General features: G+C 70.2%; 14 protein-coding genes. 6 read left to right on the top strand and 8 right to left on the bottom strand.

The window, feature by feature from the left end:
- Positions 1-31: 31 nt before the first annotated feature.
- Genes WS87_RS13640 through cobU form a run of 4 tightly spaced genes read right to left on the bottom strand, consistent with a single transcriptional unit; the run spans position 32 to position 3,456 of the window.
- Entirely contained in the window at positions 32-949 is a 918-nt protein-coding gene (locus tag WS87_RS13640; RefSeq protein WP_059820251.1) for a cobalamin-binding protein, read from the bottom strand.
- Positions 946-1,965, bottom strand: a complete 1,020-nt coding sequence (gene cobD / locus WS87_RS13635) for a threonine-phosphate decarboxylase CobD (RefSeq protein ID WP_059820252.1) — start codon at positions 1,963-1,965, stop codon at positions 946-948. The genes WS87_RS13640 and cobD overlap by 4 nt, the downstream gene beginning before the upstream one ends.
- A complete protein-coding gene (gene cbiB / locus WS87_RS13630) occupies positions 1,958-2,902 on the bottom strand; it encodes an adenosylcobinamide-phosphate synthase CbiB (RefSeq protein ID WP_059820253.1) in 945 nt (314 codons plus the stop codon). Before cbiB ends, cobD begins: the two co-directional genes overlap by 8 nt.
- The gene (gene cobU, locus WS87_RS13625) at positions 2,896-3,456 is read right to left on the bottom strand and encodes a bifunctional adenosylcobinamide kinase/adenosylcobinamide-phosphate guanylyltransferase (protein ID WP_059692270.1); all 561 of its coding nucleotides are present in this window, start codon (positions 3,454-3,456) and stop codon (positions 2,896-2,898) included. Before cobU ends, cbiB begins: the two co-directional genes overlap by 7 nt.
- A gap of 75 nt (positions 3,457-3,531) precedes the next feature.
- Between cobU and WS87_RS13620 the strand changes: the two genes are divergently transcribed.
- From WS87_RS13620 to WS87_RS13610, 4 genes are all read left to right on the top strand, one after another.
- Complete coding sequence (locus WS87_RS13620) at positions 3,532-5,034, top strand: cobyric acid synthase (protein WP_059820254.1); 1,503 nt, start codon at positions 3,532-3,534, stop codon at positions 5,032-5,034.
- 82 nt (positions 5,035-5,116) lie between these two features.
- Complete coding sequence (locus tag WS87_RS33980) at positions 5,117-5,257, top strand: hypothetical protein (RefSeq protein ID WP_175907982.1); 141 nt, start codon at positions 5,117-5,119, stop codon at positions 5,255-5,257.
- Between the two features lie 164 nt (positions 5,258-5,421).
- Positions 5,422-5,835: a DoxX family protein gene (locus WS87_RS13615; protein ID WP_059820292.1), complete on the top strand. Its 414-nt coding sequence runs from the start codon at positions 5,422-5,424 to the stop codon at positions 5,833-5,835.
- A gap of 127 nt (positions 5,836-5,962) precedes the next feature.
- Positions 5,963-6,622 carry a ParA family protein gene (locus WS87_RS13610; protein WP_059527575.1) on the top strand — a complete coding sequence of 220 codons (660 nt, stop codon included), beginning with the start codon at positions 5,963-5,965 and terminating at the stop codon, positions 6,620-6,622.
- Between the two features lie 125 nt (positions 6,623-6,747).
- On the opposite strand, the gene panD is transcribed toward WS87_RS13610, so the two are convergent.
- The 4 genes from panD to WS87_RS13590 all read right to left on the bottom strand — a co-directional run bounded on the left by panD (position 6,748) and on the right by WS87_RS13590 (position 9,340).
- Positions 6,748-7,134: an aspartate 1-decarboxylase gene (panD, locus tag WS87_RS13605; protein ID WP_006484038.1), complete on the bottom strand. Its 387-nt coding sequence runs from the start codon at positions 7,132-7,134 to the stop codon at positions 6,748-6,750.
- A gap of 41 nt (positions 7,135-7,175) precedes the next feature.
- Entirely contained in the window at positions 7,176-8,015 is an 840-nt protein-coding gene (gene panC, locus WS87_RS13600) for a pantoate--beta-alanine ligase (protein WP_044849221.1), read from the bottom strand.
- A gap of 259 nt (positions 8,016-8,274) precedes the next feature.
- Positions 8,275-9,147 (bottom strand): segregation and condensation protein A, encoded by an 873-nt coding sequence (locus WS87_RS13595; protein ID WP_059527573.1) that lies wholly within the window; start codon positions 9,145-9,147, stop codon positions 8,275-8,277.
- 4 nt (positions 9,148-9,151) lie between these two features.
- A complete protein-coding gene (locus WS87_RS13590; protein ID WP_044849219.1) occupies positions 9,152-9,340 on the bottom strand; it encodes a DUF3460 family protein in 189 nt (62 codons plus the stop codon).
- Between the two features lie 253 nt (positions 9,341-9,593).
- Here WS87_RS13590 and WS87_RS13585 point away from each other — a divergent pair, with 253 nt between their 5' ends.
- Positions 9,594-11,420 (top strand): autotransporter assembly complex protein TamA, encoded by a 1,827-nt coding sequence (locus tag WS87_RS13585; protein ID WP_059820255.1) that lies wholly within the window; start codon positions 9,594-9,596, stop codon positions 11,418-11,420.
- A 28-nt stretch (positions 11,421-11,448) separates the two neighbouring features.
- Complete coding sequence (locus WS87_RS13580) at positions 11,449-15,513, top strand: translocation/assembly module TamB domain-containing protein (protein ID WP_059820256.1); 4,065 nt, start codon at positions 11,449-11,451, stop codon at positions 15,511-15,513.

The following is a 15,513-nucleotide window of genomic DNA, read 5'->3' as shown; positions in this document are numbered from 1 at the left end:
CTGACGCGCGGAAGGGCATCGAAGCCCGGAATCAGCGCGCCGGCCGTCGCGCCCGGGCGGCGTCGAGATCCTCGCACAGCGCGGCCGCGCCTTGCGCGATCCGCGGCGATGGCCGGGTCAGCAGATCGCCGTCGATCGCGAACAGGTTGTTGCGCGCCACGGCCGTCAGCGCGGGCCATGCACGCCAGCGCGCGAGGCTCGGCAGCGGGGCGTCCGAACGTGTCGCGCCGGCACTCGTCGTCACGATCGCTTCCGGATTCGCCGCGAGCACGGCCTCGTCGGTGACGGTCGGCGCGAGTGGCTTCAGCGCCGCGAATACGTTGCGGCCGCCGCACAGCGAGATGACTTCGTTGAACAGATGCGCGCCGTTGAGCGTCGTCAGCGGGCGGTCCCATACCTGGAAGAACATCGTGACGGGCGGGCGTGCCGCGTAACGCGCGCGCAGCGCCGCGATATCGCGCGAGAACGATGCCGCGGCCGCGTCGGCGGCTGGCTCGGTGCCGAGCAGCGTGCCGAGCCGGCGCAGCGACGTGGTCACGTCGTCGAGATGTTTCGGCTCACTGAAGAACAGCGGAATGTGCAGCGCACGCAGCGCATCGGTTTGCCGCTCGGCGTTGCCGTGTCGCCAGACGACGATCAGGTCGGGCTTCAGCGCGGCGATTCGCTCGAGGTCGAGCGCCTTGTTGTCGCCGACACGCGGCACGGCCTGCGCGGCGGGCGGGTAGTCGCTGTACGTGACCGTGCCGACCAGTTTCGCACCGCCGCCGGCCGCGTAGACCAGCTCGGTCGCATGCGGCGCGAGGCTGATCACGCGTTGCGCCGGTGCGGGCAGCGTGACGGTATTGCCGGCATCGTCGCGGGTCGTCACGTCGGCGTGAGCGAAGGGCGCATGCGCGAGCGCGATCAGCGACGCGAGGGCCGGCAGCCGGCGGAGCAGGCAGGCGGTCATGCGGATGCCTGTGGCAGCGTCGGAACACACTGCGAGAGTGCGTCGGCGACGCGCCGCCATTCGGCTTCGTTGCCCGGCAGGCCGACGCGCACGCTCGACGGTCGTGCAAAGTATCGCGTCCAGATCCCGTGCGCGGCGAGCGCCGCGTGCAGCGCGGCGGCGCGCGGGTCGTCGGTCCAGCTGAACAGCGGCGTCGCGTGCACTGCGAAGCCGTGCATGCGCAGCAGCGCGGCGAGGCGTTCGCCGTCGGCCGCGAGCCGCATGCGCGCGGCGGCCTGCCATGCGTGGTCGGCGAATGCGGCGGCGACCGCGTGACGCGCGGGACCGCTGACGGTCCACGCGCCGAGCATGTCGCGCAGCGCGGCGACCAGCTCGGGACGGGCGAGCACGAAGCCGGCTCGAATGCCGGCGAGTCCGAAGAACTTGCCGACCGAGCGCAGCACGACGAGGCCCGGACGATCGGTGAACTGCGCGAGCGACGGCGTGGCGCCCGTATCCGCGAATGCCTCGTCGACGATCAGCGTGCCGCCGCGTGCCGACAGCTGCGCATGCCAGCCGAGCAGCCGTTCGGTCGGAACGAATTCGGCGGTCGGATTATTCGGATTCCCGACGATGACGTGACGCAGCGACGCGGGCAACACCTCCGCGCCGATGTCGAGCGCGACGACGCGATGACTGTGGCGCGCGAATGCAGGGGCGTATTCGCCATACGCGAGCGCGGCGACACCGGCGTCGCCGGTCGGCAGCAGCGCGGGCAACGCGCGGATCGCGGCCTGGCTGCCGGCGACCGGCAGCACGTGCGCGGCATCGGGCGCGTGGTAGTAGCCGGACGCGCATGCGGCGAGCGTATCGCCATCGTCGGGCAGCCGGCGCCATGCGTCGGCCGGGACCGGCGGCACCGGATAGCCGACCGGATTGATGCCGGTCGACAGGTCGAGCCACGCGTCGTACGGAATGCCGTGGCGGCGCGCGGCTTCGTGCAGGTTGCCGCCGTGCGGGATGCGTGCGTCAGACATGATGGGTAGCGAGGATGAGTGCGCCGCCCGCGACGAGCAGCGCGAGCCACAGCGCGAGCGTGCGCGTGACGAGCGACAGCGCGGCGACGACGTGCACGGCCGTCGCCGGCGCGCCGGTGCCGAGCGCGGGACGGTCTTCGATTTCGCCGTGATAGACGGCCGGGCCGCCGAGCTGCACGTTCAGGCTGCCGGCGCCCGAGGCCATCACGGGGCCCGCGTTCGGGCTGTCCCAGTGGCGCGCCTGCGTGCGCCAGCAGCGCCATGCTGCGGCCGTGTCGCCGAGCAGCGCGTAGCTCACGGCGGTGAGGCGGGCGGGAATCCAGTTGAGCGCGTCGTCGAGGCGCGCGGCGGCCCAGCCGAACGTCAGGAAGCGCGGCGTGCGGTAGCCCCACATCGCGTCGAGCGTGTTCGCGAGCCGAAACAGCAGCGCGCCGGGGCCGCCCGCGACGACGAACCAGAAGAGCGCGCCGAAGATCGCGTCGTTGCCGTTCTCGAGCGCCGATTCGACGGCGGCGCGCGACAGCGCGCCTTCGTCGGCTTCGCTGGTGTCGCGCGATACGATGCGCGCGGTCAGCGCGCGCGCGGCGTCGAGGTCGTGCCGCAGCAGCGCGGCGGCGATCGGGGCGACGTGGTCGGCGAGGCTTTTCGCGCCGAGCGCGAACCACAGCAGCGCGACGTGCAGCGCGGCCGCGAGCGGCCAGGGCAGCACGGCCGCGAGCCACGCGGCGACGGCCACCGGCGGCACCACCGCCGCGAGCCAGGCGGCGACGCCGACCATGCGGCCGCGCCGGCCCGTGTTCAGCGCGCCTTCGATGCGCGCGGCGAGCCTGCCGAACGCGACGAGCGGATGCCAGCCGGCCGGTTCGCCGACGATGCGATCGACGATCGCGGCCGCGACCGCGAGCATCGCGACGACCGGCAGCGACAGCATCAGCATGACGGGGCTCCGGCCTTGAGTTCGAGCGGCAGCCCGGCGACCAGCAGCGTCACGCGCGTCGCGAGCGCGGCGATGCGCTGGTTCAGGCGCCCGAGTTCGTCGACGTAGCGGCGCGTGACCGACCCGAGCGGCACGACGCCGAGCCCGATTTCGTTGCTGACGACGATCACCTTCGCGCGCGCACCGCGCAACGCGTGCTCGAGCCGCTCGACCTGCGCCGCATACTGCGCGTCGTCGAGCGCGTCGCCGTCGAGCGGGCACAGCAGGTTCGTGAGCCAGAGCGTCAGGCAGTCGACGAGCAGGCACGCGCGCGGATCGTCGAGCCGCGCGAGCGTGCCGGCGAGGTCGACGGGCGCGTCGGCGAAGCCCCAGTCGGCCGGCCGGCGCGCGCGGTGATGCGCGATGCGCCGTTCGAATTCGGCATCGGCGGCCGTCGCGGCCGCGGTCGCGATATAGGTGACGGGGCGGCCGCTGTCGGCGGCGAGCCGCTCGGCGTGTGCGCTCTTGCCCGAGCGCGCGCCGCCGAGGACGAAAGTGAGGTCGTGCGGAATCATCGCGTGATTGTAACGGCGCACGCGTGGCGGCGCGGGCGATAATGCGGCCTTTGCTTCGCCACGACCTTGCATACGATGAATGCACCCGAACCGCAGCCGCGCGGCACGTTGATGATCCAGGGCACGACGTCCGACGCCGGCAAGAGCACGCTCGTCGCGGGCCTGTGCCGCCTCGCGCGTCGCGCGGGCGCGCGCGTCGCGCCGTTCAAGCCGCAGAACATGGCGCTGAACAGCGCGGTGACGGCCGATGGCGGCGAGATCGGCCGCGCGCAGGCGTTGCAGGCGCTCGCCGCGGGTGTCGCGCCGCATACCGATTTCAACCCGGTGCTGCTGAAGCCGACGAGCGATCGCGGCGCGCAGGTGATCATCCACGGCAAGGCGCGCATGAACCTCGATGCGCGTGCGTACCACGACTACAAGCCGGTCGCGTTCGACGCGGTGCTCGAGTCGTACGCGCGGCTGCGTGCCGGCTACGACACGGTGCTCGTCGAAGGCGCGGGCAGCCCGGCCGAAATCAACCTGCGCGAAGGCGACATCGCGAACATGGGCTTCGCGGAACGCGTGGACTGCCCGGTCGTGCTGGTGGCCGATATCGACCGCGGCGGCGTGTTCGCGCATCTGGTCGGCACGCTCGCGTGCCTGTCGGACAGCGAGCGCGCGCGCGTGCGCGGCTTCGTGATCAACCGCTTTCGCGGCGACATCAAGCTGCTCGAACCGGGCCTCGACTGGCTGCGCGCGCAGACGGGCAAGCCGGTGTTCGGCGTGCTGCCGTACCTGCACGGATTGACGCTCGATGCCGAGGACATGCTGCCGTCGCAGGCGCGCAGCGCCGCCTTGCGCGGCGACGCCGGCTTGTTGCGCGTGGTCGTGCCCGCGCTGCCGCGGATCAGCAACCATACCGATTTCGATCCGCTGCGCGCGCATCCGCAGGTCGAGTTCACGTACTGGAAGAGCGGCCCGGTGCCGGATGCCGACCTGCTGATCCTGCCCGGCTCGAAGAGCGTGCAGCGCGATCTCGCGTGGTTGCGCGACACGGGCTGGGACGCGGCAATCCGCCGGCATCTGCGCTATGGTGGCAAGGTGATCGGCATCTGCGGCGGGATGCAGATGCTCGGCCGCACACTGGACGATCCACTCGGCCTCGAAGGCGCGCCCGGCAGCGTGCCGGGGCTCGGACTGCTCGATTTCAATACGACGCTGCAGCCGGACAAGACGCTGAAGAACGTGACCGGGCATCTCGCGCTGCCCGGCGCGGCCGCCGTGCACGGCTACGAGATCCACATGGGCGATACGCGCGGGCCCGCGCTCGCGATGCCCGCTCTGGAACTGGCGACGGGCGACGCACCGGGCGGCGTGCGCGCGGACGGCGCACGGTCGGCCGACGGGCAGATCCTCGCGACCTACGTGCACGGGCTGTTCGACGCGCCCGACGCGTGCGCGGCACTGCTCGCGTGGGCGGGGCTCGACGGCGCGGAGCGCATCGACTACCCGGCGCTGCGCGAGGCGTCGCTGGAGCGGCTTGCCGATTCGTTCGCCGAGCATCTCGATTTGCGCGCGCTGTACGCCGAGTTCCGCTGACGCAGGCCGTGCCCGGCCTGGCATTTTGCGGCGGATCGCGTACAACTCAGATGGGCGGAGGTCCGCCCGAAGGAGCGCGACGATGAAGGCTCGATGGTGGTTGGGCGTGCTGCTCGCGGCGCTGCTGGGCGCGTCGGCGGCGGCGCACGCATGTGACTCGTACGCACCGGGCGGCGGGCCGGCCGGTTCGGGTGACGCCACGCAAGGCAAAAGCGGCGGCTGAGGTTCGTAGCCGGGTACGGGCAGCGGGGCATGATCGGTCATGCCCTTTTTTTCGACCCGATTCGTTCTTTTTGAGAATCAGTTAAAGCCATATCGCGTGTTTATTGGTCGAATCGATTCGAATAGAGTGCGATCCATTCTCATCCACTCATGAAGGAATTCGCCATGAACTCCCAACGTCTCAACGATCTCGGCGCGACGCTGCTGCGCGTCGCACTCGGCGTGCTGTACCTCGCGCACGTCGCGCAGAAGGTGTTCGTCTTCACGCTGCCCGGCACCGCGCAGTTCTTCGCGTCGATCGGCCTGCCGGGCTGGCTCGCGTATGTCACGACGTTCGTCGAGCTGGCCGGCGGCCTTGCGCTGCTCGTGGGCTTCCGCGTACGGATCGCCGCGCTGGTGCTGCTGCCGTTCATGCTCGGCGCGGTGTCCGCGCATCTGCCCAACGGCTGGAGCTTCGCGTCACCGAACGGCGGCTGGGAATATCCGGCGTTCTGGGCCGTCACGCTGGCCGTGCAGGCGCTGCTGGGCGGCGGCGCGTTCGCGCTCGGCGCACCGCGTGCCGCGACGCGAACCGTATAAAAGAGGGCGGGCATCGGCGCAACCCGTTCCGGTGACACCCCGTTTGCCGATATCATCGCTCCCTGTATCCGCAATCGAGCGGCGCTTGCCAGGCGGCAGGCGCCGCGTGGCTTTTTCGGGGGAATTCATGACGGTCATCGTGGTGGCGAATCCGAAGGGCGGCGTGGGGAAAAGCACGCTGTCCACCAATCTTGCCGGCTATTTCGCGGCGCAGGGCGCATGGGTCGCGCTCGCCGATCTGGACCGGCAGCAGTCCGCGCATGCGTGGCTCGACCTGCGGCCGGCCGGTCTGCCGGCGATCGAGGCGTGGGATCTCGATCCGGACGCGCCGTCGAAGCCGCCGCGCGGCCTCGAATATGCGGTGATCGACACGCCGGCCGGCCTGCACGGCAACCGGCTCAACGTCGCGCTGCAGCTCGCCGACAAGGTGATCGTGCCGCTGCAGCCGTCGATGTTCGATATTCTCGCGACCCAGCAGTTTCTGGAGCGCCTGGCCGGCGAGAAGGCGGTGCGCAAGGGCAGCGTGGAGGTCGGGATCGTCGGGATGCGGGTCGACGCGCGCACGCGCTCGTCCGACCAGCTGCACCGTTTCGTCGAAGGGCTCGGGCTGCCGGTGCTCGGCTACGTGCGCGACACGCAGAACTACGTGCAGATCGCCGCGCACGGCCTGACGCTGTGGGACGTCGCGAAAAGCCGCGTCGAGAAGGATCTCGAACAGTGGCGGCCGATCGTCGAATGGGCCGAGCGTCGCGCGCCGAAAGCGGAGAAGGTCGCCAAGGCGTCTTGATCGCCGACGGCCGAACACTGGCGAGGCCAATCCAGCAGGATGAATGAAGAAGGGCCTGATCCGGCATCGTGACGGATCAGGCCCTTCCTGCATCGGCGACTGCGCGGCGCCGGCCGCCGCGTGAATCAGGTCCAGTTCTGCGTCGGCACGTGATCGCGATGGCCCTTGATCTTGTTGCCTTCGTCGATGAACACGAGCTTCGGCTTCCAGCCGGCCTGCAGCTCGGCTTCATCGACCATCGCGAACGCCGCGATGATCACGAGGTCGCCGAGTTGCGCGCGGCGCGCCGCCGAGCCGTTCAGCGAAATCATCCCGCTGCCGCGCTCGCCCTTGATCGCGTACGTCGAGAAGCGCTCGCCGTTGTTGATGTTCCAGATGTCGATCCGTTCGTTTTCGATGAGGCCCGCCGCTTCGAGCAGGTCTTCGTCGATCGCGCACGAGCCTTCGTAATGCAGCTCGCAGTGCGTGACGGCCGCGCGGTGGATCTTCGATTTGAGCATATGGCGCTGCATGGTATCTCCGTGATGCGTGAGAGGCGAGGGCGGGCGGCCCGTCAGATTTCCAGGTTGTCGATCAGGCGCGTCGCGCCGAGTTTCGCGGCCGCGAGCACGACGAGCGGCTCGCCGGCTTCGAGTTCGGCGGCGCTCGGCGCGATCAGGTTCGCGCGGCGGCGGATCGCGATGTAGTCGGGCGCCCAGCCGCGCTCGGCCAGGTGCGTGCGCGCGTGCTGCTCGAGCGTGCCGAGGTCGCGCTCGCCGCCGAGCACGCTGTCGCGCACGCGCTGCAGCGTCTTCGCGAGTTCGGGCGCTTCCTTGCGCTCGTCGGTCGTCAGGTAGCGGTTGCGTGACGACAGCGCGAGGCCGTCCTCGTCGCGCACCGTCTCGGCGGCGATGATCTCGACCGGCAGTGCGAGTTGCTGGCACATGCGGCGCACGATCATCAGCTGCTGGTAATCCTTCTTGCCGAACACCGCGACGCGCGGCTGCACGCAGGACATCAGCTTGGTGACGACCGTGCACACGCCGGCGAAGAAGCCCGGGCGGAACTCGCCCTCGAGGATCCCGCCGAGGTCGTCGGGCGGCAGCACGCGGTACTCCTGCGGCTCCGGATACATGTCGCGCTCGGTCGGCGCGAACAGCACGTAGACGTTTTCCTTCTGCAGCTTCTCGATGTCGTCCTGGAGCGTGCGCGGATATTTGTCGAAATCCTCGTTCGGGCCGAACTGCAGCCGGTTGACGAAGATGCTCGCCACGACCGGGTCGCCGTGCTGGCGCGCGAGGCGCATCAACGACAGGTGACCTTCGTGCAGGTTGCCCATCGTCGGCACGAACGCCGTGCGGTTCTGGCCGCGCAACTGGTCGCGCAGTTCCTGGATCGAGCTGATGACTTTCATGATCGGGTAGCGGGTTCCTCGCGCAGGCGCGCGTTGGCGCCGCAACAGCGGCGTCGGGGTCGAAGCGGAGAACGCCGGCGCGCGGGCGGCGCATCGGGCGTCGGCGGATTGTAGAGGATTTGGCCGCCGGACGCATCGAAAAAAGTACGATCGTTCACTTTTTGGCCGGGCGCACCGCGAGCGAGCCGCGCGGGCGGGCCCGGCGGCGAGATGCGGTGTGTTTCGGTGTGCGGGGGTGACGCGGGCGCGGCGGCGCGCGTTACGCGGGCAGGTACGCGAGGCGCACGTAGATCGGCGCGAACGGTTCGGCCTGCGTGATCTCGACGAGCGATTCGCGCGCGAGTTCGAGCATCGCGATGAAGTTCACGACGACGACCGGCACGCCGCGCGACGTGTCGAACAGGTCGGCGAACTCCATGAAGCGTGCGTTCTGCAGCCGTCGCAGGATCAGGCTCATGTGTTCGCGTACCGACAGCTCCTCGCGGGAGATCTTGTGGTGCTGGACGAGCTTCGCGCGCTTGAGCACGTCGGCCCACGCGGCGCGCAGGTCGTCCGAATCGACGTCCGGGAAGCGCGGCGTGATGCTCTGCTCGATGTAGACCTCGGCGCGCAGGAAGTCGCGGCCGAGCTGCGGCAACTGGTCGAGGCGTTGCGCGGCGAGCTTCATCTGCTCGTATTCGAGCAGGCGGCGCACGAGTTCCGCGCGCGGATCCTCGGCTTCCTCGCCGGTATCGGCCTTCTTGACCGGCAGCAGCATCCGCGACTTGATCTCGATCAGCATCGCGGCCATCAGCAGGTATTCGGCCGCCAGCTCGAGGTTCGACGTGCGGATCTGGTCGACGTAGCCCAGATATTGCGCGGTGACCTGCGCCATCGGGATGTCGAGCACGTTGAAGTTCTGCTTGCGGATCAGGTACAGCAGCAAGTCGAGCGGGCCTTCGAACGTCTCGAGGAACACCTCGAGCGCATCGGGCGGGATGTAGAGATCCTGCGGCAGCTTGAAGAGCGGCTCGCCGTACAGGCGTGCGAACGCCGCGACACCGTCGACCGTGTCGGGCGTCGAATCGGCGCCCGCGGGCGCGGCGATCGCGTCGTCCTGCCGGGCGGCGCTGGCCTCGTCGGCGGCGCTCACGTCGTCAGAAGTTCTGGTAGTAGACGTAGGACGTTTGCTTCACGCGCGATTCCTGCTGCTCGGCGCGCTCGTCGAGGTCGATCGGCTGCTTGTCCCACAGCAGCGAGCGGCCCTTGCGCTGCTCTTCTTCGAGCGTCGGCTTCTGTTGCTTGAGCTGATTCAGGAATTGCGTGACGTCGGACTGATACGGCATGGCTTGGCTTTCCGTTTCGGGCGGCGCACGATGCGCCGGGTTCGCGATGGCGGGATTTTACCGCATAGCGGGGAACAGCCGGCGGCAATCGCGCGTCGAATCCGCTGGCGCGACACCCGCGGCGCGTCCGGCCGGCCTCGCGCGCGTCGCGTTGCGTCCAGGCGTCAAAGCGGCGCCCGTGCGGGCAGCGCCGCCGCCCTGTGGTCAAATACGGGGTTTTCCACAAAATCACCAACCGAGGACGAGGTCATATTTGGCGGGTCAGGTGAACCAGCAGGCACATACGGCGCATGAGGCGAGCCCGCGCGCGGCGCGTCACCACGGTCGTCGCGCGCGGCGCGGCGCCGGCGCGGCGGCCCGGGCGGCCCTCGCGGGCTGTCTCGCCGCGTGCTTCGTGCTGCCGGCGTATGCGAAGTACGACGTCGAGATCGACTCGCCGCGCGCGATCCGCAAGCTCCTCGAGGCCCATCTCGACATCGCGCGCTTCGCCAAGCGCGACGACATCAGCGACGACCAGTTCGACTTCCTCGTGACCGCCACGCCGCAGCAGGTGCGCGACCTGACCGCGACGGCCGGCTATTTCTCGCCGGTCGTGCGCACCGACGTGCGCACGCGCGACGGCAAGCGTGACGTGCGCGTCGCGGTCGATCCGGGGCCGCAGACCGTCGTGTCGACGGTCGACCTGGCGTTCAAGGGCCCGGTCGAGACCGAGGATCCGAAGCAGGAGGCCGCGACCCGCTTCGCGTTCTCGCTGAAGCCGGGCGACCCGTTCACGCAGTCCGACTGGGACGGCGCGAAAGGGGCGGCGCTCAGGCAGTTGCAGTCGCGCCGCTACCTGGGCGCGAAGATCGCGTCGTCGGAAGCGCGCGTCGATCCGCGCACGCAGCGCGCGACGCTGGCCGTCACGTTCGACAGCGGCCCGACTTTTACGATCGGCAAGGTCGACGTCGACGGCGTGCGCCGCTATCCGGAAAAAATCGTCACGAACGTCAATCCGCTGTCGGAAGGCGAGATCTACGACGTGCAGCGGATCACCGAGCTGCAGCGGCAGCTGCAGAACACGCCGTACTACGCGAGCGTCGCGATCGACGTCGGCGACGATACGACGAAGCCCGAGCGCACGCCCGTGCACGTGAAGGTCAGCGAGTTTCCGTACAACAACATTCGCGGCGGCGTCGGCTACGCGACCGATACGGGCCCGCATGTGCAGGGCTCCTATACGTATCTCGACACGTTCGGCGCCGCGTGGCCGCTCACCGTGTCCGGCCGGCTCGACCAGATCCAGCAGTACGGCCAGGTCCAGCTGTCGATGCCGCCCGGCGAGAAAGGCTGGACCAACAGCGTGCTCGCGTCGTACACGAACACCAACGTGTCCGACACCCGGATCTACAGCGCGCGGATCGGCGCGCAGCGCACCCGCACCGGTCAGTTCATCGACTACGCGTATTCGCTGATGTTCTACCAGGACCGGCTCGACCAGAACGGCGCCGGCCCGACCACCAGCCGCGCGCTGGTGCCGCAGTGGGCATGGACGCGCCGCAACGTCGACGATCCGTTGTTCCCGCGCTCGGGCAACCTGATCCACGCGGAGGCTGGCTTCGCGATCAAGGGCGTGTTGACGGACCAGACCTTCATCCGCGGTTACGCGCGCGGCCAGCAGTACGTGCCGATCGGCAAGCGCGACCTGTTCGTGTTCCGCGCGGAGCTCGGCGGCGTGTTCACGAGCGGCAGCTCGGCCGGTGTGCCGGCGTCACTGCTGTTTCGCGCGGGCGGCTCGAATTCGGTGCGCGGCTACGGCTACCAGAGCATCGGCAACAGCGTCGACGGCTCGGTGCTGCCGACCAAGTACCTGATGACGGGCACCGCCGAATACCAGCACTGGTTCAACCGCGACTGGGGCGCCGCGACCTTCTTCGACATCGGCACCGCGACCGATGCATGGGGCGAGAAGGTGTTCTACCCGGGCGTCGGTATCGGCGCGCGCTGGCGCAGCCCCGTCGGCCCGATCAACGTCGACGTCGCGTACGGGCTGCGCAACCACAGCGTGCGCCCGTACCTGACGCTCGGCATCGCTTTCTGACCTTGTTGCACGAGCCACGACGAACCGCATGACGAAGGATCCGAACGACACGCCGCCGCCTCACGATCCGGACTCGCCCGAGCGCGCGCCCGACGCGCCGCCGCGCGCGCCGCGCCGCGTGCGTGCGGGCCGGATCGTCGCGTGGACGCTCGTGACGGTCGTGCTGCTCGCCGTGCTGGCGGCCGGGCTCGTGCTGGCCGCGGCGACGACCGAGCGCGGCACGCGGCTCGCGTGGCAGACGGCCGTGCGCGTGCTGGGCGGCCGGCTGGCGGGCACGCTGGAAGGCGGCGCGCTCGCGACGGGCGTGCGGTTGCGCGGCTTCGCGTGGACGAGCCCCGGCGGCGCCGGCACCGAAGTGCGGATCGACCGGCTCGACGGCCGCTGGGCGCTGACCCGCGCGCCGTGGCGGCTGTCCGTCGACTACCTTCGCGCGGGTACGATCGACGTGCGGATCGCGCCGGGGCCGTCGACGCCGGGCACGACGCCGCAGGACCTGCGCCTGCCGCTGCAGTTGCGGATCGACGATCTGCGCGTCGATCACCTGGCGATTCACGAAGGCGGGTCGACGACGCAGCTCGACCATCTCGCGCTGAACGGCCGCAGCGACGGCCGCCACCATGAACTTGCGCTCGACGGTGTCGACACGCCGTACGGCGCGCTGACCGCGCGCGCGAAGCTCGACGGCGTGAAGCCGTTCGCGCTGACGGGCAACGCGACCTACGTGGGCAAGCTCGCGAACGAACCGGTCAACGCGAGCGCGAACGTATCGGGTTCGCTCGAAGCGCTCGTCGCCGACGTCGCCGCGAGCGGGATGAAGCTGAACGGGCGCGCGCACGTCGAGGCCGCGCCGTTCGGCGCGGTGCCGCTCACGCGCGCGTCGCTCGCGTTCGATCACGTGAACCCGCAGGCGATCGCGCCGGGCGCGCCGGCCGCCGATCTCGCGGTGCGCGCGGAGCTGGCGCCCGTGACCGCGCCGGCCGGTGCTGCACCGGCGAAGGGATTCGCGGTGACCGGCCCGGTGTCGATCGTCAACGCGAAGCCCGGCACGCTCGGCGAGCACCTGCTGCCTGTCGTCGACGCACATGCGACCGTCAATCTCGACGCACACGCGCAGCGGATCGACGGCCTCGCGCTGAAACTGATCCGCGACGGCAGCGTGATCGGCAACGGCGCGCTGACCGGCGGCAAGGGCCGCTTCGACCTGAAGGTCGCGAACCTCGACCTCAATGCATTCGTCGCCGAATTGCGGCCGATGCGCCTCGGCGGCCCGCTCGGCGTGACGCTCGCAGGCGACGTGACGACCGTCGACTTCAACCTGAACGATCCGAAGCTCGCGCTCGGCGCGCGCGCGAAGGTCGCGCTGACGCAGCAGCAGACGGTGCTGACCGATGCGCGCGTGACGGCGGGCAAGGGCCGTATCGACCTGACCGGCGTGTTCCGCCACGACGCGCATTCGAGCTACGACGCGAAGGCGACGCTGACCGCGTTCGATCCGCTGCTGCTCGCCGCGATGCGCGCGCCGGGCGCGCCGGGCGCGGGCGGCGGCAAGCCGGCCGCCAAAGCGGCGAAGGCGACTGCGAAGGCGCCGGCCAGGCGCGGCGAGACGCGCGTATCGGGCACGCTGACGGCCTCCGGCGCGCTCGCGCCGCAGGTGTCGACGAAGGCGACCTTCAAGCTCGGCGACAGCCTCTACGACGGCGTGCCGCTGACCGGCGCGGGCGTTGTGCAGCTCGTCGGCGCGCGGATACTGCCGAGCAACGCGAACCTGTCGATCGCGGGCAACCACGTCGACCTGCGCGGCAGTTTCGGCGCGCCGGGCGACCGGCTGCGCTTCGTCGTCGACGCGCCCGAGCTCGACCGGCTCGGCTTCGGCGTGCAGGGGCTCGTGCAGGCGCAGGGCGAGCTGACCGGCAGCTTCGCGCATCCGAACGTGACGGGCACCTACAAGGCTCAGCACGTCGTGGTCGGCTCGAACCGGATCGGTGCCGCGCAGGGGCGCGCCGACATCCGCGACGGTGCGCACGGCGCGCTCGTGTTCACGGCCGACGCGACCGACATCGCGCTCGGCTCGCTGCAATTGAAATCGCTGCGCGCGAACCTTGACGGCACGCGCGCGAAGCACACGCTCGACGCGTCGGCGATCGGGACCGCCGGCGGCCGCGTGATCGACCTGACGCTCGCGGCGAACGGCGGCGTGGTCGAGAATCGCGACGGGATGCGCTGGGACGGCACCGTCACGCGCCTCGCGAACCGCGGCACGCCGTCGGTGGCGCTGCAGGCGCCGCTTGCCGTGTCGGCCGGCGCCGGCCGCGTGACGCTCGGCGCGACGCGGATCACGCTCGAAGGCGCGGCGATCGACCTGAAGTCGTTCGTGTTCGATCACGGGCAGTTGCGCTCGGCCGGCGCCGTGCGCGGCGCGTCGGTCGCGCGCTTCCTCGAGATCCGCCAGGAGTTGACGGGCCAGCGGCCGCCGGTGCGCACCGACGTCGTGCTCGATGCCGACTGGGATTTCTCGCTCGGCGCGAACGCGACGGGCTACGTGCAGTTGAAGCGGCGCGGCGGCGACGTGACGATCGAGACCGGGCGCGGCATCGCGTCGCTCGGGCTGACCGACCTGTCGGCGCGCGCGAGCTTTGCACCGGGCAACCGGCTCAACGTGGTGGCGCTCGCGAAGGCGAACCGGGTCGGCACGCTCGACGCGAACGTCACCGTGCCGTTCGCGCTGCGCGACGGCGTGTTCGGCGTCGTCGACGACGGCCCGCTGGCGGGCCGCATCGACGCCGACATCCCGTCGCTGAAGTCGACCGGCAACCTGTTCGGGCCGAGCTACCTGCTCGGCGGGCGCGCGGCGCTGAAGCTGACGATCGCGGGCACGCCGGTGAAGCCGAACGTGTCGGGCATGCTGACGGGCGACGATCTGTCCGCGACGCTCGTCGACCAGGGCGTGCAGCTGAAGGACGGCATCGTGCGCGTGAAGCTCGCGGAGAACCTCGTCGAATTCCAGCAGGTCGAGTTCCACGGCGGCGACGGCACGCTGCGCGCCATCGGCCGTGTGCGTCTCGACGGTGAGGCGCCGGACCTGACCGCGAGCATCGTCGCGGACAAGCTCGAACTGTTCGCGGCGCCGGACCGCAAGCTGTCGCTGTCGGGCAAGGCGACCGTCGCGAACGACGGGCCGCGCGGCGCGCTGTCGATCGACGGCAAGTTCGTCGTCGACCGTGCGTTGTTCGACCTGCCGGAAGACGCGGCGCCGCACTTGTCCGACGATGTCGTCGTGGTGCGGCCGGACGGGACGGTGCGCGGCGAGACGCCGACCGGCACGGCGGTCGCGAAGCCGCAGAAGGTCGAGGACAAGCCGGCGCCGTCGCTCGCGCCGCGCGCGAACATCGACATCGGCCTCGGCAACAACTTCCGCTTCAAGGGGCACGGCGCGGATCTCGGGCTGCGCGGCACGATCACCGTGATGAGCGCGCCGGGCGTGCCGCTGCGCGCAGTCGGCAACGTGCGCGTGACCGAAGGCTCGACGTATACGTCGTTCGGCCGCAAGCTCGCGGTCGAGAACGGCTTCTTCACGTTCAACGGCCCCGTGTCGAATCCAGGCGTGAACATCCTCGCGATGCGGCGCAATCAGGAGGTCGAGGCCGGCGTGCAGGTCACCGGCACGATTCAGTCGCCGACGGTCAAGCTAGTGTCCGAGCCGAACGTCACGGACAACGAAAAGCTGTCGTGGCTGCTGTTCGGGCACGGCACCGACCAGGGCAACAACGTCGGCCAGCAGAATGCGATGACCGCCGCGCTCGGGCTGCTTGGCAGCGCGACCGGCAGGCGCGTCGCGCAGAGCATCGGTCTCGACGAGTTCTCGATTGGCCGCAGCGACGTCGGCCTCACCGACGCACAGGTCGTGCAGATCTCGAAGGCGATCAACGAGCGCTTCGTGCTCGGTTACGAGCAAGGGCTGCAATCGGCGAGCAACGCGTTCAAGGCGACGATCAACCTGACGCGCTTCTGGTCGGTGTCCGCGTATGGCGGCACGTTCCAGGGCGTCGACCTGAACTACACGCGGCGCTTCGATCGCTGGTTCGGCCAGCGGTGA

The sequence above is a fragment of the Burkholderia sp. MSMB0856 genome, from assembly GCF_001524645.2.
Lineage (GTDB): Bacteria > Pseudomonadota > Gammaproteobacteria > Burkholderiales > Burkholderiaceae > Burkholderia > Burkholderia diffusa.
This window is presented reverse-complemented; position numbering and strand designations above follow the sequence as displayed.

Excerpts from the sequence above, each read along its gene's own strand:
- WS87_RS13640 (WP_059820251.1), bottom strand. The coding sequence starts at position 949 with ATGACCGCCTGCCTGCTCCGCCGGCTGCCGGCCCTCGCGTCGCTGATC.
- panC (WP_044849221.1), bottom strand. The coding sequence starts at position 8,015 with ATGAAAGTCATCAGCTCGATCCAGGAACTGCGCGACCAGTTGCGCGGC.
- WS87_RS13620 (WP_059820254.1), top strand. The coding sequence starts at position 3,532 with ATGAATGCACCCGAACCGCAGCCGCGCGGCACGTTGATGATCCAGGGC.
- WS87_RS33980 (WP_175907982.1), top strand. The coding sequence starts at position 5,117 with ATGAAGGCTCGATGGTGGTTGGGCGTGCTGCTCGCGGCGCTGCTGGGC.
- cobU (WP_059692270.1), bottom strand. The coding sequence starts at position 3,456 with ATGATTCCGCACGACCTCACTTTCGTCCTCGGCGGCGCGCGCTCGGGC.
- cobD (WP_059820252.1), bottom strand. The coding sequence starts at position 1,965 with ATGTCTGACGCACGCATCCCGCACGGCGGCAACCTGCACGAAGCCGCG.
- panD (WP_006484038.1), bottom strand. The coding sequence starts at position 7,134 with ATGCAGCGCCATATGCTCAAATCGAAGATCCACCGCGCGGCCGTCACG.
- WS87_RS13610 (WP_059527575.1), top strand. The coding sequence starts at position 5,963 with ATGACGGTCATCGTGGTGGCGAATCCGAAGGGCGGCGTGGGGAAAAGC.
- WS87_RS13615 (WP_059820292.1), top strand. The coding sequence starts at position 5,422 with ATGAACTCCCAACGTCTCAACGATCTCGGCGCGACGCTGCTGCGCGTC.
- WS87_RS13590 (WP_044849219.1), bottom strand. The coding sequence starts at position 9,340 with ATGCCGTATCAGTCCGACGTCACGCAATTCCTGAATCAGCTCAAGCAA.
- cbiB (WP_059820253.1), bottom strand. The coding sequence starts at position 2,902 with ATGCTGATGCTGTCGCTGCCGGTCGTCGCGATGCTCGCGGTCGCGGCC.
- WS87_RS13580 (WP_059820256.1), top strand. The coding sequence starts at position 11,449 with ATGACGAAGGATCCGAACGACACGCCGCCGCCTCACGATCCGGACTCG.